This is a genomic window from Pseudomonas orientalis, assembly GCF_022807995.1.
GTDB lineage: Bacteria > Pseudomonadota > Gammaproteobacteria > Pseudomonadales > Pseudomonadaceae > Aquipseudomonas > Aquipseudomonas orientalis_B.
Genome location: NZ_CP094351.1, coordinates 1721659 through 1744406 on the forward strand (window position 1 = coordinate 1721659; position 22748 = coordinate 1744406).

Sequence of the window (22748 nt, forward strand, 5' to 3'; positions counted from 1 at the left end):
AAACGTCAACGATAACGCGTGCTTCCTGAATGAACGCGGTGCCTGTGAGTTTTTCGCGAGCAAGCTCGCTCCTACAAAAAGCCTTCCCCTCCCACATTGGAATTCAGCCGGCCTTGAGGGCTTTGCGCGGCATTGAGCACACCTCATCCAGAAACTTCACCACGGTGCCCATGCACGCCTGGCGTTCTTCCACGTGGGGCATGTGGCTGGAGTCTTCGAACAGCGCCCAGCGCACGTCCGGGATTTCGTCCAGGAACGGCTTGACCACCAGCGGCGTAGCCTCGTCGTGCCGACCGGAGATCACCAGGGTCGGCACGTTGATCGCAGGCAGGCGACCGATCACGTTCCAGTCCTTCAAGCTGCCGATCACATGGAACTCCGTGGGGCCGCTCATGGCGTGGTACACCGTCGGGTCGGCATCGACCTGGGCGAAGGTGCGCGCCACTTCTTCCGGCCACGGGTTGACCCGGCACACGTGCTGGTCGTAGAAAACCCGAGAGGCGGCCTGGTATTCCGGGTCCTGGTAGGTACCGGCGGCTTCATGCTTGAGCAAGGTTTCATGCACACCTTCGGGCAACAGCTTGCGCAGCCGATTGGCCTCGCTGACCCAGGTGCGCATGCACGTCGGTGAGTTGGCCGGGATAAAGGCGCGCAGGCCCTTGGGCTGTAAAATCGCATGTTCGCTGCCGAGCATGCCGCCCCAGGATTGGCCGAGGATCGCGTAGTTGTCGCTGATTTGCAGGTGGTCGAGCAGGTTGTTCAACTCATTGAGGAACAGCTCGACGGTCCAGAACGAAGCCGGTTTTTCCGGCAGGTGCGTTGAGCGACCGTTGCCCAACTGGTCGTAGTGAATCACCGCATGGCCGCTGGCGGCCACGTCCTTGAACGCGTCGACGTAATCGTGGGTGCAGCCGGGGCCGCCATGGAGGATCACCAACGGGGTGCGGCCTGTGGCCAGCTCACCGGTGATGCGATACCACGTCTGATAGGCGCCGAAGGGGGCGTAGCCTTCGCGGACTTTGTCGATGAATTCCATTTCGTACCCTGCTCTGAAAAAAGGATCAGGGCTACGATAATCTGCACGCGACGTTTAGGTAACTAGCAAAACAGCTAGGTTTTGCGTAAGGATCAATCGTCGAGCAAGCGGTAATGCGTGGCGCGCACCACCGCCTGCACGCGGTTCTTGGCGCCCAGTTTGTGCATGGCCGATGCCAAATGCAGCGTGACCACCGCCAGCGAACGGGTCAATTGCGTGGCTATTTCGGCGGCCGTCAAGCCCTCGGCTGCCCATTTCAGGCACTCGCGCTCGCGTTTGGTCAGGTGGATATGCGGGTAGGTGCGCAACGCCTTGTTGAACAAAGGATAAGCCGCCTCCTGCAACGCGTGGCCGATCACGCTGAAGTCCGACAAGGTGTGCTGCGCCTCTTTCAATACCGTGCTCGCCTTACCGGTGCGCAGCCCGGTCAAAGAGGCGAAGCCGCCACGGGGCAGGTGGATCGGCACGCTGACGCCGCAGGTCAACTGTTGTTCATGCAGATAGGACGAAACGGGGGCATGGCAGGGGTCGATGATCGTTTGCAGTGCAGTCTCGGCCTTTGGCTCATACGACCAGACAAACGGCGACACGCTGCGCAAGGCCAAGTGCTGCACCGGGTCGATCTGGTAGAACCCTTCGCTGCACCACAAGGCGTGCCAGTCGGCCGGCGTGTTGCGCAGTTCCAGCACCGAGGGCGTGATCAACGCGCCATTGAGGTCGATGGGCACCGGCGTGTAGTCGTACACCAGCGCATCGAAGCCCAACTGTTGGGCGAGGATAAACGTATTGTCCATCTGCTCGTCCAGGCTCCTGCCCGGCATCAGACGATTATTGAAGGCAGTTAGCTTGGCCAGCATCCGTTCTGCTCCCGAATTCATTTGAATCTCGACTTGCTGCAAGTAGAATGCCACGCCCCGGCGAAGGACTGCCAGGCCAAACCTATAAGAAACGCTAGGTTATGGACGCGCGGCATCCTCGGTAGTGTTGACGTGATAAACGGCCACTACCTGCCAGGCCGATACAACACAAGGAATGTATGCATGTGGCGTGAAATTGCCCCCGACCAGCAGTACAACGTGCAAGTCGACGGCCATAATCTCGTGGTCTACAGCTTTGGCGAAGGCGATGAGGTGCTGCTGTGCCTCAACGGCGGCCCGGGCCTGCCGTGTGACTATTTGCGCGACGCCCATGGCTGGCTCAAAGAGCATAACCTGCGAGTGGTTGCATTCGACCAGCTTGGCACGGGCGCATCAGCCAGACCGAACGACGTTTCCCTGTGGGAAATTCGCCGTTATGTCGAAGAAGTCGAGACCGTGCGCCAGGCACTGGGCCTTGGCCCTGTGCACCTGCTCGGGCATTCCTGGGGCGGCTGGCTGGGCATCGAGTACGCCATTCACTACCCCGATGCGCTGAAAAGCCTGATCCTCGAAAACACGGTTGGCGATATTCCCCACTTGTCCCAGGAACTTGAGCGTCTGCGCGGCGCCCTTGGCAGCGAAACCGTGGCCATGATGCAGCGCCACGAAGCCATGGGCTCGCTCGACCACCCGCAGTATCAAGCCGCAATCACCTTGCTCAACTATCGCCACGTGTGCCGCCTGGATGACTGGCCGGAGCCGGTCAAACGCTCCCTCGGCGATTGGAACATGGGGCCTTACGAAACCATGCAAGGTCCCAACGAATTCCTCTATGTCGGCAACCTCAAGGACTGGAATCGCATCCCTGAAATGGCCGCGTTCAAGATGCCGATATTGATTACCACCGGCCAGCACGACGAACTAACCCCGGCCTGTGCCATGCGCATGAAGATGGCGGCCCGGCACGCCGAACTGCATGTATTTCCCAACAGCAGCCATATGCCGTTCTACGAAGAACCCCAGGCGTATTTCCCGGTGCTGCTGGACTTTCTCGCCCGTCACCGAGGCTGACGCATGAACCTGGCGCGCTACCGCTTCGTCCTGTCCCGGCCCCTGCAATTGTTGCCGGTGCTGTTGGGCATCAGCCTGATCACCTTTGTGCTGGTGCGCTCGATCCCGGGCGATCCGGCGCGCGCGCTGCTGGGTTCGCGCAGTACGCCGGACGCGTTGCTGAAAATCCGCGCCCAGTACGGCCTCGATGAGCCGCTGTGGCTGCAATATTTCTATTTCCTGAAGAACCTGCTCAAGGGCGACCTGGGCCAATCGCTGCTGTACAAGGTCGACGCCCTCAAGCTGATCGTCACGCGTATCGAACCGACGCTGGTGCTGGTGCTCGGCAGCGTGCTGCTGGCGCTGTTGATCGCGGTACCGCTGGCGACACTGGCGGCGCGCAATAAGGGCGGTTGGCCGGACAACCTGATCCGCGTCTTCACCACGGTCGGCCTGGGCATGCCGGCGTTCTGGCTGGGCCTGATGCTGATCCTGTTGCTCAGTGTGCGGTGGGGCCTGTTTCCGGTGTCAGGTTACGGTCGCACCTGGCTGGACAAGGCCCACCATATGGTCCTGCCGTGCCTGACCATTGCCCTGGCGCTGTCGGCGGTGCTGGTGCGTAATTTGCGCGCGAGCATGCTGGTGGAACTGCAGGCCGATCATGTCACCGCCGCACGGGCGCGGGGGCTGTCGGAAGCCGCCGTGTTCCGCCGTCATGTGGTGCCCAACTCCCTGGTGCCCGCGGTCAACCTGCTGGCTGTGAATATCGGCTGGCTGATCAGCGGCACGGTGGTCATCGAAAGCCTGTTTGCCATTCCCGGCATCGGCCAGTTGCTGGTGCGCGGTATTTTCACCCGCGACTACATGGTGGTACAGGGTGTGGCGATGGTGCTGGCCTGTGCGACGGTGCTGGTCAATTTCATTGCTGACGTGGTGACGGTGGCCCTCGACCCACGGGTGAAAATGCAATGAACAGCCGCCCATTGATAGCGCCCTGGCGTCTGCGCCTGCGCCTGGGTTTTCGCAACGGTCGGCTGACCGCCGCGTGGGGCCTGTTGATACTGCTTGCGTGGTTGACCCTGGCGCTGTTCGCGCCGTGGATCGCGCCTTACGACCCGATTGCGCAGAACACCGGTATGAGTCTGCTGGCGCCCGGTCTTGCGCACCCGTTCGGCACGGATAACTACGGCCGCGACGTGCTTTCACGAGTTATCTGGGGCGCGCGCATCGACCTGCAACTGGCGATTGTCGGGGTGATCTTCCCCTTCTTGATCGGCACCTTCATCGGCGCGGTTTCCGGTTATATCGGCGGGCGCCTGGACAGTGTATGCATGCGCGTGATCGACGTGGTGCTGGCGTTCCCGTTCCTGGTGTTGATGCTGGCGATCATGGCCATTCTCGGGCCTGGGCTGCAGAGCTTTTACATCGCCATGGCGCTGGTCGGCTGGGTCTCGTATGCGCGGTTGATCCGCTCGCAGATCCTGGTGCTCAAGGAGAGCGACTTTGCCCTGGCCGCCAGGAGCCTGGGGTTTGGTCATGGGCGCATTCTGTTCCGGCATTTGCTGCCCAACGCAATGTTTGGTTCGATCGTGTTTTCCATGTCCGACGCGGTGCTGGTGCTGCTCAACGGTGCTGCGGTGAGCTACCTGGGCCTGGGCGTGCAGCCACCGACCGCCGAATGGGGCACGATGGTCGCCGAGGGCCAGGCTTTTATCACCACCGCCTGGTGGATTTGCACTTTCCCGGGGCTGGCCATCGTGACGTTGGCCATGGGCTTCAGCCTGCTGGCCGATGGTGTGGCGCAAGTCCTGGGGGATCGTTCATGAGCCTGCTGCAAGTGCGCGACCTCAGCGTGATTGCCAATAACGCCGGGCACGCGCTGACCCTGGTCGACCGCGTGTCCTTCGACCTGGCCGAAGGCGAAATCCTGGGGGTGGTCGGTGAAAGCGGCTCGGGCAAGACCCTGGCCTGTCGCGGCCTGATGCGCCTGCTGCCGTCGTCCAACCTGCGCGTGCAAGGCGGCTCGGTACACCTGGCCGGCCAGGACCTGTTGCGCCTGGATGAAGCCGGCATGCGCGCCGTCCGTGGCGGGCAGATGGGCATGATCTTCCAGAACCCCAGCAGTCACCTGGACCCGTTGATGCGTATCGGCGAGCAGATCGCCGAAGGCATCCGCCTGCATCAAGGCGCCTCGAAAAAAGACGCGCGCCTGCAGGCCATCGAGGTGCTGCGCCAAGTGGGTATTCCCGACCCGCAAGCGCGGGTCGACAACTATCCCCATGAGTTTTCCGGCGGCATGCGCCAGCGCGCGATGATTGCGGTGGCCCTGGGCTGCAACCCGAAGGTGCTGATCGCCGACGAACCCACCACGGCCCTGGATGTGACAGTGCAGGCGCAGATCCTGCGGCTGTTGCTCGACCTTCGCGACAGGCGTGGCCTGTCGATCATCATGATCACCCACGACCTCGGCGTGGTGGCCCAAAGCTGCGACTCCATCGCGGTGATGTACGCCGGACGCCTGTGCGAACACGGCAGCAAATACGAACTGCTGGCCCAGCCACGGCATCCGTACACCGCCGGGTTGATCGATTGCCAGCCGGCCCACAGCAGCGGCCATGCGTTGTTGCGCACCATCCCCGGCCAGCCGCCGCTGCTCGACGCATTGCCCGGCGGTTGCCGCTTCAACCCCCGCTGCCCGCAGATAGGCGCCTTGTGTACCGAACTGTTGCCGGAAGGCGCGCGGGTTGCCTGTCACTATCCCTTGGGAGAACGCCCATGAGCCTGTTGCAGATCAAGGACCTGGAGGTGCGCTTCGCCGCGTCCGGCAGGGGCCTGTTCGGGTTGAACAAGCAGTGGGTGAGGGCGGTGAACGGGGTGTCGCTGAATCTGGCCGCCGGTGAAACCCTCGGGCTGGTGGGCGAGTCCGGCAGCGGTAAAAGCACATTGGGCCGGGCGATTTTGCACCTCAACCCGATCAGTGCCGGGCAAGTGTTATTCGACGGTGTGGACATGGCCCAGGGCAGCGCTATCGATATTGCGCGGTTGCGCCACGAAACCGCGATGATCTTCCAGGACCCCTACGCCGCCCTGAACCCGCGTCACACCGTCGGCGATACACTTGCCGAAGTGTTGCGGGTGCAGCGCAAGGTTGCGCCGGAAAACATCCGCGCCCGTGTCGACGAACTGCTTGAGCTGGTTGGTCTGCGCCCTGAATTGGCCTCGCGCAAACCAGGCTCTTTCAGTGGTGGGCAATGCCAGCGCGTGGGGATCGCCCGGGCGCTGGCGGTGGAGCCGCGCCTGATCATCGCCGACGAATGCGTGGCGGCGCTGGATGTGTCGATCCAGGGCCAGATCATCAATCTGCTGCTGGAGCTGCAACAGCGCATGAACCTGGCGATCCTGTTTATCGCCCACGACCTGGCTATTGTGCGGCGCCTGTGCGACCGGGTGGCGGTGATGTACCTGGGCAGGATCGTCGAGGAGGGGCCGGTGGAGGCGGTGTTCACTGCGCCGCGTCATCCCTATACGGCGGCGTTGATCGAGGCGATTCCGCAGATCGACCCCCATCGTCCGTTACCTGCGCAGCCGCTGCCCGGCGAGCCACCAAGCCCGCTGAATTTGCCCACAGGTTGCGCGTTTCACCCGCGTTGCCGCTATGCCCAGGCCATGTGTTCCGTTGTATTGCCGCCCACCCATTCACTGCACGAGCATCGATACAGTTGCGTGCTGGAACACCCTCTGACCCTTCCTGCCCATCATGAACAAGGAGTTATGACATGCAATCGCGCCATTTGAAATTGCTCGCCGCCGCCACGCTGACCGCCTGGTCCCTCACTGCCGGCCTGGCTCAGGCGGCCGGCGTGCTGACCATCGGTTGCCGTGAAGACAGCACCACCTTTGACCCGATCAAAAGCGCGCAGAACCGCGATACCTGGGTATTTGCCAACGTCTATGACACTCTGGTGCGCGTGGACAACCTGGGCACCAAAATGGAACCGGGCCTGGCGCAAAGCTGGGAGATTTCCAAGGACGGCCTGACCTACACCTTCACACTGCGCGACGCGAAGTTCTCCGACGGCTCGCCGATTACCGCCAGCGACGCGGCGTTCAGCCTGTTGCGCATTCGCGATAACAAGGCGTCTCTGTGGAGTGACCCGTTCAGCCTGATCGATACCGCCAAGGCCAGCGATGCGAAAACGTTGGTGGTCACCCTGAAAACCCCGGCGGTGGCGTTTCTCTCGCAACTGGCGTCGCCAACGGTGTCGATCCTGTCGGAAAAAGCCATGACGACAATGGGTGAAGACGCCTATTCGGAAAACCCGGTGACCTCCGGTGCCTTCACCGTGAACGAATGGCGCAGGGGCGACCGCGTGATCCTGAAGAAGAACCCGAACTTCTGGCAGGCCGGCAACGTCAGCCTGGACGGTGTGGAGTGGGTGTCGGTCACCGACGACAACACGCGCATGCGCATGGTGCAGAACAACGAGCTGGACACGGCGATCTTCGTACCTTTCTCCCGCGTTGAAGAGCTGAAGAAAGACCCGAACGTGGTGATCCATGCCGACCCCTCCACCCGCGAAGACCACCTGCTGATCAACCACGCCCATGGCCTGCTGGCCAAGCCGGAAGTGCGTGAAGCGCTGGACATGGCCATCGACAAACAATCGCTGGTGAAAACCGCCACTTACGGCCAAGGCACCGTGGCGTATTCCTACATCCCGAAAGGCTCGCTTTACCACTACGCCAATAACCTGCAACGCCCGTATGACCCCACCGCGGCTAAAAAGCTGCTGGCCGATGCAGGCGCCAAGGACCTCAAGCTCAATTATGTGGTCAACGCCGGCAACGAGGCCGACGAGCAGATTGCCGTGATCATCAAGGACCAACTGGCCAAAGTCGGCGTCACCGCCAACCTGCAAAAGGTCGACCCGACCCAGAGCTGGCAGATGCTGGTGGACGGTGAGTACGACATTTCGGTGATGTACTGGACCAACGACATCCTCGACCCGGACCAGAAGACCACCTTCGTGCTGGGCCACGACACCAACCAGAATTACATGACCCGTTACAAGAACGACAAGGTCAAGGCCCTGGTGGCGCAGGCGCGCATCGAGGCCGACCCGGCCAAGCGTGAGCAGATGTATGTGGAGCTGCAGAAACTGGCGAAGCAGGATGTGAACTGGATCGACCTGTACTACAGCCCGTACATCAACATCTCACGCAAGAATGTGAGCAACTTCCTGCAGAACCCGTTGGGCCGCTTCACGCTCGAGGAAGTGGTGAAAAACTGACGAGGGCTGAAATACCAATGTGGGAGGGGGCTTGCCCCCGATAGCGGAGTGTCAGCCAACAGATTCATGGGCTGATCCACCGCAATCGGGGGCAAGCCCCCTCCCACATTTTGCTTTAGGTTGTGTCAGGGGTTACTGGGCGTCGAACGCCTGCCCATTGATCCCTGCACTGTCCGGCCCCATCAGGTACAGGTACACCGGCATGATGTCTTCCGGCGCCGGCCGCTCCATCGGGTTTTCTCCCGGGTACGCCTGGGCCCGCATGCTGGTGCGCGTACCACCCGGGTTGATGCTGTTGGCGCGCACGGCGGCGACGTCTTCCAGCTCGTCGGCCAGGGTTTGCATCAAGCCTTCGGTGGCAAACTTCGACACACCGTAAGCGCCCCAATACGCCCGACCCTTGCGCCCGACACTGCTGGAGGTGAACACCACCGACGCATCCTGGGACAGCTTGAGCAGCGGCAGCAGGGTGCTGGTCAGCATGAACATCGCATTGACGTTCACGTGCATCACCCGCATGAAGTTCTCGCCGGACAATTGCTCGATGGGCGTGCGTGGGCCGATGATCGAGGCGTTGTGCAGCAGGCCGTCGAGGTGGCCGAACTCCTTTTCGATCATCGCCGCCAGCTCATCGTATTGATGGGGCAGGGCGGTCTCCAGGTTGAACGGGATCACCACTGGCTGCGGCTGGCCGGCGGCTTCGATCTCGTCATACACCTGGGCCAGGTTGGCTTCGGTCTTGCCCAGCAGCAGCACGGTGGCACCGTGGGCGGCGTAGGTTTTCGCCGCCGCCGCGCCGATTCCGCGACCGGCGCCGGTAACCAGGATCACCCGGCCTTTGAGCAGTTCTGGAGGGGCAGAATAATCAAACATAAATAACCTCAAATTCGAAAACACCGAAGATCCCCTGTGGGAGGGGGCTTGCCCCCGATAGCGGTGGATCATTCAACAAATGCAGTGACTGACACACTGCAATCGGGGGCAAGCCTCCCTCCCACATTGGATCTTCATCGATCAGTTAAATCAGCAACTGCACAGCGCGTTATCCAGAACCTTGCGCAGTTCCAGCGGGTGATCCACCACCACGTCCGCACCCCAGTGACGCGGGTTGTCGTCCGGGTGGATATAGCCGTAGGTGACCGCCGCCGTGCGCGTACCGGCATCGCGACCGGATTCGATATCACGCAAATCATCGCCCACGAACAACACGCTGGCCGGGTCGAGGTCGAGCATCTTGCACGCCAGGATCATCGGTTCCGGGTCCGGCTTGCTGTTCTTCACGTGATCCGGGCAGATCAGCACGGCGGAGCGTTCGGCCAGGCCCAATTGCTGCATGATCGGCTCGGCAAAGCGCAGCGGCTTGTTGGTGACCACGCCCCAGATCAGCCTGGCTTTCTCGATGTCTTCCAACAGTTCGGCCATGCCGTCGAACAGTTTGCTGTGTACCGCGCAATCCTTGAGGTAGCGCTCGAGGAATTCCTGGCGCAGCGCTTCGAAACCTGGCGACTCCGGGTCCATCGAGAAGGTCACGGCGACCATCGCCTTCGCGCCGCCGGAGATTTCATCGCGGATATGCTGGTCGTTGATCGGCGGCAGGCCACGGTCGGCGCGCATGGCCTGGCAGATGGCGATAAAGTCCGGCGCGGTGTCCAGCAGGGTACCGTCCATGTCGAAGAGAACCGCTCGCAACTTCACAGGCTTACTCCTCGCGCAGGGTCTGGATCATGTAGTTGACGTCAACGTCGTTGGCCAGCTTGTAGTGCTTGGTCAGCGGGTTGTAGGTCAGGCCGATGATGTCCTTGACGGTCAGCCCGGCCTGGCGGCTCCACGCGCCCAGTTCGGAGGGGCGGATGAATTTCTTGAAGTCATGGGTGCCGCGCGGCAGCAGCTTCATGATGTATTCGGCGCCGATGATCGCGAACAGATAAGCCTTGGGGTTGCGGTTGATGGTGGAGAAGAACACCTGGCCGCCGGGCTTGACCATGCGGAAGCAGGCGCGGATCACCGAAGACGGGTCCGGCACGTGTTCGAGCATTTCAAGGCACGTGACCACGTCGAACTGCTCGGGCATTTCCTCGGCCAGGGCTTCGGCGGTGATCTGGCGGTACTCCACGCTCACCCCGGACTCCAGTTGATGCAACTGGGCCACGGCCAGCGGTGCTTCGCCCATGTCGATCCCCATCACGGTGGCGCCGCGCTGGGCCATGGCTTCACTGAGGATGCCACCGCCGCAACCGACATCCAGCACCTTTTTGCCGGCCAGGTTGACGCGTTCGTCAATCCAGTTGACCCGTAGCGGGTTGATGTCGTGCAGCGGCTTGAACTCGCTCTCACGGTCCCACCAGCGGTGGGCCAGGGCTTCGAATTTGGCGATTTCGGCGTGGTCGACGTTGCTCATGGTGAATCCTCTGAATCTGATAAATCGGTTTATTCGCTGTGCCCGCTGATGCGTTGGCCCCAGGCAATGGCCGTGGCGGTCAACTGTGCTTCATCCATGCGGGTCAATCGTCGGTCGTCGAGCAACTGCTTGCCGGCGACCCAAAGGTGTTTCACGCAATCGCGACCGGTCGCGTAGATAAGCTGTGAGACCGGATCGTAGATCGGTTGTTGCGCCAACCCCGACAGGTCGAAGGCGACGATATCCGCAGCCTTGCCGACTTCCAGCGAGCCGATCTGACTGTCCAGGCCCATGGCCCGCGCGCCATTGAGGGTTGCCATGCGCAGCGCGCGATGGGCGTCCAGCGCGGTGGCCGAACCGGCGACGGCCTTGGCCAGCATGGCGGCGGTGCGGGTTTCGCCCAACAGGTCGAGGTCGTTGTTGCTGGCGGCGCCGTCGGTGCCTATAGCCACATTGACGCCAGCCTGCCACAGGCGTTCAACCGGGCAGAAGCCGCTGGCCAGTTTCAGGTTCGATTCCGGGCAATGGATGACGCTGGTGTTGCTTTCTACCAGCAAAGCCAGGTCATCCTCGCTGATTTGGGTCATATGAACGGCCTGGAAGCGCGGGCCCAGCAAGCCGAGGCGACTCAGGCGGGCCAGTGGCCGCTCGCCCGTCTGTTCCACGGCCTGCTGCACTTCGAAGGCGGTTTCGTGCACGTGCATATGAATCGCAGCGTCCAGCTCTTCAGCGATGATCCGGATCTTTTCCAGGTTCTCATCGTTGACGGTATACGGCGCGTGGGGGCCGAACGTGATTTTGATGCGTGGATGATGCTTGAGGTCGCCGAACAGCTCGATGCCCTGGCGAATCGCCTCATCGGCGTTGCTGGCGCCCGGGACCGGAAAGTCCAGGATCGGAATGGCGATCTGCGCGCGCATGCCGCTGTTGTGCACGCAATCGCTGGCGACCTTGGGGTAGAAATACATATCGGAGAAGCAGGTGATGCCGCCCTTGAGCTGCTCGGCGATGGCCAGTTGAGTGCCGTCGCGCACGAAGGCTTCATCGACCCACTTGGCCTCGGCGGGCCAGATGTGTTTTTCCAGCCAGGTCATCAACGGCAGGTCATCGGCCAGGCCGCGAAACAGGCTCATCGCCGCATGCCCGTGGGCGTTGATCAGTCCCGGGCTGAGCAGCATGCCCGGCAGCTCGCGCACTTCGCTGGCCTCAAGCTTCAATGCCGCCGCCCGCGGCCCGATAAACACGATGCAACCGTCGCGGATACCCAGGCCATGCTCCCTGAGCACCACGCCGGCGGGTTCGACGGGTACCAGCCAGGTCGGCAGCAGTAATAGGTCGAGCGGGGCGGCAGTGGGCGTCATCGCAGGCTTCTTCCTGGGCAGCTATAAAAGAAGGGCGAAGTATACCCGAGCGCCCCGGCTGGCGGATCGCTATAATCGGCGGCTTTTGTTCATGAGTACGGGGTAGGGGATGCGCGACCGACTGTTGGCGGCAGAGAAGGTGAAGGCCATCGAGTGGCGTGATGGCGTGCTGCACCTGCTCGATCAGCGTGCGCTGCCGGCCCGGGAAAGCTGGCTGGCATGCTCGACCGTCGTCGAGGTGGCCGCCGCCATTCGCGCGAGGGTGGTGCGCGGCGCGTCGGCCATCGGGATCAGTGCGGCCTACGGCCTGGTGCTGGCTGCGCGCGAGCGCCTTGCTGAGGGCGGCGACTGGCAAGCGGCGTGGGAAGAAGACTACGCATTACTGGCCGATACCCGGCCCACCGCATCCAACCTGTTCTGGGCGTTGAAGTGCATGCGCGACCGCCTCGACCGCCTCAAGCAACATGCCGACCCGTTGGCGGTGCTGGAAGCCGAAGCCATCGCGATTCATGAAAGCGACCGCGAAGCCAATGTGGTCATGGCCCAATTGGGCCTCGAGCGCATTCGCAAGCATCAGGGCAATGCCCAGGCGATCCTGACCCATGGCAACGCTGGCGCGTTGGCCACCGGCGGTGTCGGCACGGCTCTTGGGGTGATCCGCGCGGCGTTCCTGGAAGGCCTGGTCGAGCAGGTCTATGCCAATGAAACCCGTCCGTGGCTGCAAGGCTCGCGACTGACCGCCTGGGAGCTGGCCGGCGCCGGTATTCCGGTCACGGTAAATGCCGACTCCGCCGGGGCGCATATCCTCAAGACCAAAGGCGTCACCTGGGTGGTGGTCGGTGCGGACTGCATCGCGGCCAATGGCGATGTGATCAGCACGATCGGTACCTATCAGCTGGCCGTTTGCGCGATGCATCACGGCGTACGCTTCATGGTGGTGGCGCCGAGCTCGACCCTGGATCTGATGATGGCTACCGGCGATGATGTAAGCCTGGAAGAGCGTGATGCCGGTGAGTTGCTGGAGGTGAACGGCCAGCGGTTGGAGGTGCAGGCCTTCAACCCGGCATTCGACGTCACGCCGGCCGATCTGATTGATGTGATCGTGACTGAAAAAGGGGTGGTGGAACGGCCGGATACCGCCAAGCTGGCGAGGTTGATGTGCCGTAAGCGGCTGCATTGAGGGTAGTTGTGTCTGTGCGATGGCTATCGGGGGCAAGCCCCCTCCCACATTTTTGACTGTGTTCACAATTCAAGTGTGGGAGGGGGCTTGCCCCCGATTGGCCCTCAAAGTCAATAAAACTACCGGATCCAGCCTCAAAAAACAGCACCACCCCACCTCTGAGCCCCTCTCGTCCTCCTCAAGCCTGTCATCCGTCAAATTACTAGCCTCCATGCGCATCAGGGGGATAGGTGCGTGGCGGCGATTGTGATAACATCCGGCGGTTTCCAGGGCCGCCCCGAGGGGTTGCCCATAACGTGCAGATCCGTGTCATAACTCGTTGATTTGTCGTAAGTCGTTGTCAGGCACTCTGCCGACAGCGGCGAGCTTTGTTCGTCCCGAATGGATGTAACGAAGTTTCACCCGAAAAAGGAATCAGGCTTCTCATGGGCGAACTGGCCAAAGAAATCCTCCCGGTCAATATCGAAGACGAGCTGAAACAGTCCTACCTCGACTACGCGATGAGCGTCATTGTCGGTCGGGCACTGCCTGATGCGCGCGACGGCTTGAAGCCCGTGCACCGGCGTGTGCTGTTCGCGATGAGCGAGCTGGGTAACGACTGGAACAAGCCGTACAAGAAATCTGCCCGTGTTGTCGGTGACGTGATCGGTAAGTATCACCCTCACGGCGACACTGCGGTGTACGACACCATCGTTCGGATGGCACAGCCGTTTTCCCTGCGCTACCTGCTGGTAGACGGCCAGGGCAACTTCGGTTCGGTCGACGGCGACAACGCTGCGGCCATGCGATACACCGAAGTGCGCATGACCAAGCTGGCGCACGAACTGCTGGCCGACCTGCATAAGGAAACCGTGGACTGGGTGCCGAACTACGACGGCACCGAAATGATCCCGGCCGTCATGCCCACCAAGATTCCCAACCTGCTGGTCAACGGTTCCAGCGGTATCGCCGTGGGCATGGCCACCAACATTCCGCCGCACAACCTCGGTGAAGTCATCGACGGTTGCCTGGCCCTCATCGACAATCCCGAGCTGACCGTCGATGAGCTGATGCAATACATCCCCGGCCCGGACTTCCCGACCGCTGCGATCATCAACGGTCGCGCCGGCATCATCGAAGCTTACCGCACCGGTCGCGGCCGTATTTACATGCGCGCCCGCTCGATCATCGAAGACATCGACAAGGTCGGTGGCCGTCAGCAGATCGTCATCACCGAACTTCCGTACCAGCTTAACAAGGCACGCCTGATCGAAAAGATCGCCGAGCTGGTTAAAGAGAAGAAGCTCGAAGGCATCACCGAATTGCGCGACGAGTCCGACAAAGACGGCATGCGCGTGGTGATCGAGCTGCGTCGTGGCGAAGTGCCCGAGGTGATCCTCAACAACCTCTACGCCCAGACCCAGCTGCAAAGCGTGTTTGGTATCAACGTGGTTGCACTGATCGATGGTCGCCCACGCATCCTGAACCTCAAGGATCTGCTCGAAGCCTTCGTGCGTCACCGCCGCGAAGTGGTCACCCGCCGTACCGTGTTCGAACTGCGCAAGGCCCGCGAGCGCGGCCATATCCTGGAAGGCCAGGCGGTTGCGCTGTCGAACATCGACCCGGTGATCGCCCTGATCAAGGCTTCGCCGACCCCGTCGGAAGCCAAGGAAGCGCTGATCAAGATGCCGTGGGAATCCAGCGCCGTCGTGGCGATGGTTGAACGTGCCGGCGCCGATTCCTGCCGCCCCGAGACCCTTGACCCGCAATACGGTCTGCGCGACGGCAAGTATTTCCTGTCGCCGGAACAGGCCCAGGCCATCCTGGAACTGCGCCTGCACCGCTTGACCGGTCTGGAGCACGAGAAGCTGCTGGCCGAGTACCAGGAGATCCTCAACCAGATCGGCGAGCTGATCCGCATCCTCAGCAGCGCCGTGCGCCTGATGGAAGTGATCCGCGAAGAACTTGAAGTGATCCGCGCCGAATACGGCGACGTACGCCGCACCGAAATCCTCGATGCACGCCTCGACCTGACCCTGGGTGACATGATCCCGGAAGAAGAACGCGTGGTGACCATCTCCCACGGTGGCTATGCCAAGACCCAGCCGCTGGCGGCGTACCAGGCTCAGCGTCGTGGCGGTAAAGGTAAATCGGCTACAGGCGTGAAGGATGAGGACTACATCGCTCACCTGCTGGTCGCCAACAGCCACACCACGCTGCTGCTGTTCTCCAGCAAAGGCAAGGTGTACTGGCTGAAAACCTACGAAATCCCGGAAGCCTCCCGTGCCGCCCGTGGTCGTCCGTTGGTCAACCTGCTGCCGCTGGACAGTGATGAATACATCACCACCATGTTGCCGGTCGAGGAGTACACCGAAGGTCATTTCATCTTCATGGCCACCGCCATGGGCACCGTGAAGAAGACCCCGCTGGAATCCTTCAGCCGTCAACGCAGCGTGGGCCTGATCGCCCTTGAGCTGGATGAAGGCGACGTACTGATCTCCGCCGCGATCACCGATGGCGAGCGTGAAGTCATGCTGTTCTCCGACGGCGGCAAGGTCACGCGCTTCAAGGAATCCGACGTTCGCGCCATGGGCCGTACCGCTCGCGGTGTGCGTGGCATGCGCCTGCCGGAAGGGCAGAAGCTGATCTCCATGCTGATCCCGGAAGAAGGCAGCCAGATCCTCACCGCTTCCGAGCGTGGCTACGGCAAGCGCACCGCCATCAGCGAGTTCCCGGAGTACAAGCGTGGCGGCCAGGGCGTGATCGCCATGGTCAGCAACGACCGCAACGGCCGCCTGGTCGGCGCGGTGCAGGTGCTCGACGGCGAGGAAATCATGCTGATTTCCGACCAGGGCACCCTGGTACGTACCCGCGTGGCAGAAGTGTCGAGCCTGGGCCGTAACACCCAGGGCGTGACCCTGATCAAGCTGGCCAAGGACGAGAAGCTGGTTGGTCTTGAGCGTGTGCAGGAGCCTTCGGAAGTTGAGGGCGAAGAGCTTGAAGGTGAGGAATTCGACGGCGAGGTGATCGCAGCCGGCGATGACAACGTCGACGAGCCAACCCTCGATGCTGCCGCAGGCGAAGAAGAACCGCAGGAATAAGCGGACACACAGGGGGCGGATGAAGATTCGCCCCCTTGTTGTTTGTCCCCTTTGAAATGTAACGCCGCCCCCTGTAGGAGCGAGCTTGCTCGCGAAAATCGCCAACGATAACGCGGGCTGCCTGATACGCCCTTGCGCTCTCGGGTTTTTCGCGAGCAAGCTCGCCCCTGCAGTGTTTGATTTCAGTCCCACCAGATCAGAGAGATTGGATGTGAGCAAGAGAGCCTATAACTTCTGTGCCGGTCCCGCGGCGCTTCCTGAAGCAGTCCTGCAGCGCGCGCAGGCTGAACTCCTCGACTGGCATGGAAAAGGCCTCTCCGTGATGGAAATGAGCCATCGCAGCGATGAGTTCGTGTCCATCGCCACCAAGGCCGAGCAGGACCTGCGTGACTTGCTGGACATCCCCTCAAACTACAAAGTGCTGTTCCTGCAGGGCGGCGCGAGCCAGCAGTTCGCCCAAATCCCGTTGAACCTGCTGCCCGAAGGCGGCACGGCTGACTATATCGACACCGGAATCTGGGGTCAGAAGGCCATTGAAGAAGCCGCCCGCTACGGTCATGTCAACGTGGCAGGCACCGCCAAGGCTTATGATTACTTCGCCATCCCCGGTCAGAACGAATGGAAGTTGTCCAGGGATGCGGCCTACGTGCACTACGTCGCCAACGAAACCATCGGCGGCCTGCAATTCGACTGGGTGCCGCACGTGGGCGACGTCCCGCTGGTGTGCGACATGTCCTCGGATATCCTTTCGCGCCCGATCGATGTGTCCCGGTACGGCATGATCTACGCCGGCGCGCAGAAAAACATCGGCCCGAGCGGCATCCTGGTCAACATCATCCGCGAAGACCTGCTCGGTCGCGCGCGCTCGCTGTGCCCGACCATGCTCAACTACAAGGTCGCGGCCGATAACGGCTCGATGTACAACACCCCGCCGGCATTCGCCTGGTACCTGTCCGGGCTGGTGTTCGAATGGCTCAAGGAGCAGGGTGGCGTGGCTGCCATGGGCAAGCTCAACGAAGTGAAGAAGCGCACCCTGTACGACTTCATCGATGCCAGCGGCCTGTACAGCAACCCGATCAATCTCGCCAATCGCTCATGGATGAACGTGCCGTTCCGCCTGGCTGACGACCGCCTGGACAAGCCGTTCCTGGCCGGTGCCGACGAGCGCGGACTGCTGAACCTCAAGGGTCACCGCTCGGTCGGTGGCATGCGCGCCTCCATCTACAACGCTGTCGACATCCACGCGATCAACGCGCTGGTTGCCTACATGGCGGAGTTCGAAAAGGAACACGGCTAATGTCTGAACAAGAACTCAAGGCCCTGCGGGTACGCATCGACAGCCTGGACGAGAAGGTCCTCGAGCTGATCAGCGAGCGCGCACGCTGCGCCCAGGAAGTGGCCCGGGTGAAGATGGCATCTCTGGCCGAAGGCGAAGTGCCGGTGTTCTACCGGCCCGAGCGGGAAGCCCAGGTGCTCAAGCGCGTGATGGAGCGTAACAAGGGCCCGCTGGGCAACGAAGAGATGGCGCGGTTGTTCCGTGAGATCATGTCCTCGTGCCTGGCGCTGGAACAGCCGCTGAAAGTGGCGTACCTCGGCCCGGAAGGCACCTTCACCCAGGCGGCGGCCATGAAGCATTTTGGCCATGCCGTAATCAGCAAGCCTATGGCTGCGATCGACGAAGTGTTCCGCGAAGTGGCGGCCGGTGCAGTGAACTTTGGCGTGGTGCCGGTGGAAAACTCCACCGAAGGCGCGGTCAATCACACGCTGGACAGCTTCCTGGAACACGACATGGTGATCTGTGGTGAAGTCGAGTTGCGCATCCACCATCACCTGTTGGTGGGTGAAAACACCAAGACCGACAGCATCAGCCGTATCTATTCACATGCTCAGTCCCTGGCCCAGTGCCGCAAGTGGCTGGACGCGCACTACCCGAACGTCGAGCGCGTGGCGGTCTCCAGCAATGCCGAGGCGGCCAAGCGGGTCAAGGGTGAGTGGAACTCGGCGGCCATCGCCGGCGATATGGCGGCGGGCCTGTACGGGCTGACGCGCCTGGCCGAGAAAATCGAGGACCGCCCGGACAACTCCACGCGCTTCCTGATGATCGGCAGCCAGGAAGTACCGCCTACCGGCGACGACAAGACCTCGATCATCGTCTCCATGAGCAACAAGCCCGGCGCGCTGCATGAGCTGCTGGTGCCGTTCCACGACAACGGGATTGACCTGACGCGCATCGAGACGCGTCCTTCGCGCAGCGGTAAATGGACCTACGTGTTCTTTATCGACTTCATCGGGCATCACCGCGACCCACTGGTCAAAGGTGTGCTGGAGAAAATCAGCCAGGAGGCCGTGGCACTCAAGGTGCTGGGCTCTTACCCGAAAGCGGTTTTGTGAGGCGTTAACATGAGTGGCAACTTCCTCGCCCTGGCGCAGCCGGGCGTGCAACAACTGTCGCCTTACGTTCCGGGCAAGCCTGTGGACGAGTTGGCGCGTGAGCTGAATCTGGACCCGGCCAGAATCGTCAAGCTGGCGAGTAACGAGAATCCGCTGGGGCCGAGTCCCAAGGTGCTGGCGGCGATTCGTGAAGAACTGGCTGAGTTGACCCGCTATCCGGACGGCAATGGCTTTGCTCTCAAATCGCTGCTGGCGGAAAAATGCCGGGTCGAGCTGAATCAAGTGACCTTGGGCAATGGCTCCAATGACATTCTCGAACTGGTCGGTCGAGCCTACCTGGCGCCGGGCCTGAATGCGGTGTTCAGTGAGCATGCGTTTGCGGTCTACCCGATCGTGACCCAGGCCGTAGGGGCTGACGCTCGCGTTATTCCTGCCAAAGACTGGGGCCATGACTTGCCGGCCATGCTGGCGGCCATCGATGCGCAAACCCGCGTGGTGTTTATTGCCAACCCGAACAACCCGACGGGTACCTGGTTCGATGAACAGGCCTTGAACGAATTCCTGCAGGACGTGCCCGAAGACGTGCTGGTGGTGCTGGACGAGGCTTATATCGAGTACGCAGAAGGCAGCGACCTGCCCGATGGCCTGGACTTCCTGGCGGCCTACCCGAACCTGCTGGTGTCGCGCACGTTCTCCAAGGCCTATGGTCTGGCGTCGCTGCGGGTCGGCTACGGCTTGTCCACAGCGGTAGTCGCCGATGTGCTGAACCGTGTGCGTCAACCGTTTAACGTCAACAGCCTGGCCCTGGCGGCGGCCTGCGCGGCATTGAACGATGCCGACTACCTGCAAGAAGGCCGTCGTCTCAATGAAAGCGGCATGCAGCAGTTGCAGGATGGTTTTCGTGAATTGGGCCTGGGTTGGATTGCGTCCAAGGGGAATTTCATCTGCGTCGATCTCGGTCAGGAAGCCGCGCCGGTCTTCCAGGGGCTGCTGCGCGAAGGCGTGATCGTGCGCCCGGTCGCCAATTACGGCATGCCGAATCACCTGCGCATCACCATCGGCTTGCCGGCTGAGAACAGCCGCTTCCTGGAGGCGTTGGCCAAGGTTCTGGCCCGTGGTTGATGTCACTGCATTGCAACCTGCTGTGCCTATGATCGGTCGACTGGTGGTGGTCGGTCTTGGGTTGATCGGTGGGTCCTTCGCCAAAGGCCTGCGCGAGAGCGGCCTGTGCGGCGAAGTGGTCGGCGTGGACCTGGACCCGCAGTCGCGCAAGCTGGCGGTTGAGCTTGGGGTGGTGGATCGCTGTGAGGCGGACCTGGCCATTGCATGCCGGGGCGCCGACGTCATCCAGCTGGCCGTGCCGATCCTGGCCATGGAAAAGCTGTTGGCAATTTTGTCCGGCCTGGAGTTGGGCAATGCGATTCTCACGGATGTCGGCAGCGCCAAGGGCAACGTGGTGCGCGCGGCGCAACTGGCGTTTGGCGAAATGCCGCCGCGCTTCGTGCCTGGCCATCCGATTGCAGGCTCCGAGCAGAGCGGGGTGGAGGCGTCCAATGCTCAGCTGTTTCGTCGGCACAAAGTGATCCTGACCCCACTTGCGCAGACCGATCCTGCGGCCTTGGCCGTGGTGGACCGGTTGTGGCGCGAGCTGGGCGCGGATGTGGAGCACATGCAGGTCGAGCGTCACGATGAAGTGCTGGCGGCGACCAGTCATCTGCCGCATCTGCTGGCATTCGGCCTGGTGGATTCGTTGGCCAAGCGCAACGAGAATCTGGAGATTTTCCGCTATGCCGCCGGTGGCTTCCGCGACTTCACGCGGATTGCCGGCAGCGATCCGGTGATGTGGCACGATATCTTCCTCGCCAACCGTGAAGCGGTGTTGCGCACTCTGGACACGTTCCGCAGCGACCTCGACGCCTTGCGCGACGCGGTAGATGCGGGCGATGGTCACCAATTGTTGGGCGTGTTCACCCGTGCGCGGGTAGCGCGTGAGCACTTCAGCAAGATCCTGGCGCGCCGCGCCTATATGGAATCCGCAGTGAATGCTGACGAACTGATTTTCATCGCCAGTCCAGGTGGCCGCTTGAGCGGGCGCATTCGGGTGCCGGGCGATAAGTCGATCTCCCATCGCTCGATCATGCTGGGCTCATTGGCCGATGGCGTGACCGAAGTTGAAGGTTTTCTTGAAGGTGAGGATGCCTTGGCGACGTTGCAGGCGTTTCGCGACATGGGCGTGGTGATCGAAGGGCCGCACCATGGGCGGGTGACGATTCATGGCGTGGGCTTGCATGGCTTGAAACCGGCGCCTGGGCCGATCTACCTGGGCAATTCCGGCACGTCCATGCGCCTGTTGTCCGGGCTGCTGGCGGCGCAGCGCTTCGACAGTGTATTGACCGGCGATGCGTCGCTGTCCAGGCGGCCGATGAGCCGGGTGGCCAAGCCGTTGCGGGACATGGGCGCAGTGATCGAGACCGGGCCGCAAGGGTGCCCGCCGCTGACCATTCACGGTGGTCAGGCGCTCAAAGGCATCAATTATGTACTGCCGATGGCCAGTGCCCAGGTGAAATCCTGTGTGTTGCTGGCCGGGCTGTATGCCGAGGGTAAAACCGCAGTGACCGAGCCTGCACCGACCCGCGACCACACCGAGCGCATGTTGCGCGGTTTTGGTTGCCCGGTGGTGGTGGAGGGCGCGACGGCATCGGTCGAGTCCGGGCAAACGTTGACCGCTACCCATATAGAAGTGCCGGGAGATATTTCCTCCTCGGCATTTTTCCTGGTGGCGGCCACGATTGCCGAGGGTTCCGAGTTGTTGCTTGAACATGTCGGTATCAATCCGACGCGTACCGGGGTGATCGATATTCTGCGCCTGATGGGGGCAGACATTGCCTTGGAAAACCCGCGTGAAGTGGGTGGCGAGCCGGTTGCAGACTTGCGTGTGCGCGCCGCTGCGCTCAAAGGCATCGACATTCCTGAAGCGCTGGTGCCGCTGGCGATCGATGAATTTCCAGTGCTGTTCGTTGCCGCTGCCTGCGCCAAGGGGCGGACCGTGTTGCGCGGTGCCGAGGAGCTGAGGGTGAAGGAGTCCGATCGTATTCAGGTCATGGCCGACGGTCTGCTGGCGCTGGGTGTGAAGTGTGAACCGACACCTGATGGGATTATCATTGACGGTGGGCCGATAGGCGGCGGCGAGGTGCATGCCCATGGCGATCACCGGATCGCCATGGCGTTCAGCGTGGCGTCGTTGCGAGCGGCGGCGCCCATTCGTATCCGTGACTGCGCCAACGTCGCTACATCTTTTCCGAACTTTCTTACACTGTGTGCCGATGTCGGCATGCGTGTAGCCCAAGAGGCTCAATTGTGAATATCAAAGCACCGGTGATTACCATAGACGGGCCAAGCGGCTCGGGCAAAGGCACCATCGCCGGGATCCTGGCCAAGCGCCTGGGCTGGTGCCTGCTGGATTCCGGCGCGCTGTATCGCCTGCTGGCGTTCGCTGCGCGCAACCATGGCGTGGACCTGACCAACGAAGAATCCCTGAAGCTGCTGGCGGCACACCTTGACGTCCAGTTCGTCGGCGCGACGGAAGGTCATCCCCAGCGCATCATTCTCGAAGGCGACGATGTGACCGACGACCTGCGTAACGAACAAGTGGGTTCCTGGGCCTCCCAGGTTGCCGCGCTGCCCGCCGTGCGTGATGCATTGCTGCAGCGTCAGCGCGCCTTTCAGGAGCCGCCGGGCCTGGTGGCCGACGGTCGTGACATGGGCACGGTAGTGTTTCCCGAGGCGCCGCTGAAGATTTTCCTCACCGCCAGCGCCGAGGAACGTGCGCGCCGCCGTTACTTGCAGTTGAAGGGCAAAGTCGATGGTGTTAGTCTGTCGAGTCTGCTAGATGAGATCCGTGCACGCGATGAGCGTGATACCCAGCGTGCGGTAGCCCCGCTCAAGCCGGCGGCTGACGCCATACAGCTGGATTCAACGGAGTTGTCCATCGAGCAGGTGCTGGAACGCATCATGAGCGAGATCGCCATTCGCGATATCGCCGGGTGACCAAGAAGGCCGCAGGGGACCAGTCATAGTCCTGTGGTGCTTCTTTTAATTGAAACT

At 61.9% G+C, this 22748-nt stretch carries 19 protein-coding genes; 13 read left to right on the forward strand and 6 right to left on the reverse strand.

Annotated elements, in window-relative coordinates:
- Positions 1-103 precede the first annotated feature (103 nt).
- Positions 104-1036, reverse strand: a complete 933-nt coding sequence (locus MRY17_RS07620; RefSeq protein WP_181285486.1) for a proline iminopeptidase-family hydrolase — start codon at positions 1034-1036, stop codon at positions 104-106.
- 92 nt (positions 1037-1128) lie between these two features.
- Entirely contained in the window at positions 1129-1893 is a 765-nt protein-coding gene (locus MRY17_RS07625; protein WP_124357591.1) for a LuxR family transcriptional regulator, read from the reverse strand.
- A 183-nt stretch (positions 1894-2076) separates the two neighbouring features.
- On the opposite strand from MRY17_RS07625, the gene MRY17_RS07630 reads away from it, so the two are divergent.
- The 6 genes from MRY17_RS07630 to MRY17_RS07655 are packed head-to-tail and all read left to right on the forward strand — an operon-like array spanning position 2077 to position 8234.
- Entirely contained in the window at positions 2077-2964 is an 888-nt protein-coding gene (locus tag MRY17_RS07630; protein ID WP_181285488.1) for a proline iminopeptidase-family hydrolase, read from the forward strand.
- Positions 2965-2967: 3 nt separating this feature from the next.
- The gene (locus MRY17_RS07635) at positions 2968-3915 is read left to right on the forward strand and encodes an ABC transporter permease (RefSeq protein WP_181285489.1); all 948 of its coding nucleotides are present in this window, start codon (positions 2968-2970) and stop codon (positions 3913-3915) included.
- Positions 3912-4769: an ABC transporter permease gene (locus tag MRY17_RS07640; protein WP_181285490.1), complete on the forward strand. Its 858-nt coding sequence runs from the start codon at positions 3912-3914 to the stop codon at positions 4767-4769. The genes MRY17_RS07635 and MRY17_RS07640 overlap by 4 nt, the downstream gene beginning before the upstream one ends.
- Positions 4766-5722 (forward strand): ABC transporter ATP-binding protein, encoded by a 957-nt coding sequence (locus tag MRY17_RS07645; protein ID WP_243353529.1) that lies wholly within the window; start codon positions 4766-4768, stop codon positions 5720-5722. The genes MRY17_RS07640 and MRY17_RS07645 overlap by 4 nt, the downstream gene beginning before the upstream one ends.
- On the forward strand, positions 5719-6738 hold the full coding sequence (locus tag MRY17_RS07650; RefSeq protein WP_243353530.1) for an ABC transporter ATP-binding protein: 1020 nt from the start codon (positions 5719-5721) through the stop codon (positions 6736-6738). The genes MRY17_RS07645 and MRY17_RS07650 overlap by 4 nt, the downstream gene beginning before the upstream one ends.
- Positions 6720-8234 (forward strand): ABC transporter substrate-binding protein, encoded by a 1515-nt coding sequence (locus MRY17_RS07655; RefSeq protein WP_243353531.1) that lies wholly within the window; start codon positions 6720-6722, stop codon positions 8232-8234. Before MRY17_RS07650 ends, MRY17_RS07655 begins: the two co-directional genes overlap by 19 nt.
- Before the next feature lie 132 nt (positions 8235-8366).
- Here MRY17_RS07655 and MRY17_RS07660 read toward each other — a convergent pair whose 3' ends face one another.
- From MRY17_RS07660 to MRY17_RS07675, 4 genes are all read right to left on the reverse strand, one after another.
- The gene (locus tag MRY17_RS07660) at positions 8367-9107 is read right to left on the reverse strand and encodes a YciK family oxidoreductase (RefSeq protein ID WP_243353532.1); all 741 of its coding nucleotides are present in this window, start codon (positions 9105-9107) and stop codon (positions 8367-8369) included.
- A 150-nt stretch (positions 9108-9257) separates the two neighbouring features.
- Positions 9258-9929 carry an N-acetylmuramic acid 6-phosphate phosphatase MupP gene (mupP, locus tag MRY17_RS07665; RefSeq protein ID WP_124422860.1) on the reverse strand — a complete coding sequence of 224 codons (672 nt, stop codon included), beginning with the start codon at positions 9927-9929 and terminating at the stop codon, positions 9258-9260.
- A 4-nt stretch (positions 9930-9933) separates the two neighbouring features.
- A complete protein-coding gene (ubiG, locus tag MRY17_RS07670) occupies positions 9934-10632 on the reverse strand; it encodes a bifunctional 2-polyprenyl-6-hydroxyphenol methylase/3-demethylubiquinol 3-O-methyltransferase UbiG (RefSeq protein ID WP_003189760.1) in 699 nt (232 codons plus the stop codon).
- A 29-nt stretch (positions 10633-10661) separates the two neighbouring features.
- The gene (locus tag MRY17_RS07675; RefSeq protein WP_181285495.1) at positions 10662-11993 is read right to left on the reverse strand and encodes a TRZ/ATZ family hydrolase; all 1332 of its coding nucleotides are present in this window, start codon (positions 11991-11993) and stop codon (positions 10662-10664) included.
- A gap of 109 nt (positions 11994-12102) precedes the next feature.
- Between MRY17_RS07675 and mtnA the strand changes: the two genes are divergently transcribed.
- The 7 genes from mtnA (at position 12103) to cmk (ending at position 22691) form a co-directional block, all read left to right on the forward strand.
- Positions 12103-13173 (forward strand): S-methyl-5-thioribose-1-phosphate isomerase, encoded by a 1071-nt coding sequence (gene mtnA / locus MRY17_RS07680; protein ID WP_057722919.1) that lies wholly within the window; start codon positions 12103-12105, stop codon positions 13171-13173.
- Positions 13174-13598: 425 nt separating this feature from the next.
- On the forward strand, positions 13599-16253 hold the full coding sequence (gene gyrA, locus MRY17_RS07685; RefSeq protein WP_181285496.1) for a DNA gyrase subunit A: 2655 nt from the start codon (positions 13599-13601) through the stop codon (positions 16251-16253).
- Positions 16254-16464: 211 nt separating this feature from the next.
- A complete protein-coding gene (gene serC / locus MRY17_RS07690; protein WP_191955184.1) occupies positions 16465-17550 on the forward strand; it encodes a 3-phosphoserine/phosphohydroxythreonine transaminase in 1086 nt (361 codons plus the stop codon).
- A complete protein-coding gene (gene pheA, locus MRY17_RS07695) occupies positions 17550-18644 on the forward strand; it encodes a prephenate dehydratase (RefSeq protein ID WP_003172650.1) in 1095 nt (364 codons plus the stop codon). The genes serC and pheA overlap by 1 nt, the downstream gene beginning before the upstream one ends.
- Before the next feature lie 9 nt (positions 18645-18653).
- Positions 18654-19766: a histidinol-phosphate transaminase gene (hisC, locus tag MRY17_RS07700; protein ID WP_181285498.1), complete on the forward strand. Its 1113-nt coding sequence runs from the start codon at positions 18654-18656 to the stop codon at positions 19764-19766.
- A gap of 28 nt (positions 19767-19794) precedes the next feature.
- Positions 19795-22005 (forward strand): bifunctional prephenate dehydrogenase/3-phosphoshikimate 1-carboxyvinyltransferase, encoded by a 2211-nt coding sequence (locus tag MRY17_RS07705; RefSeq protein WP_243353922.1) that lies wholly within the window; start codon positions 19795-19797, stop codon positions 22003-22005.
- Positions 22002-22691, forward strand: coding sequence for a (d)CMP kinase (gene cmk / locus MRY17_RS07710; protein WP_012722932.1), 690 nt, complete (start codon positions 22002-22004; stop codon positions 22689-22691). The genes MRY17_RS07705 and cmk overlap by 4 nt, the downstream gene beginning before the upstream one ends.
- Positions 22692-22748 lie beyond the last annotated feature (57 nt).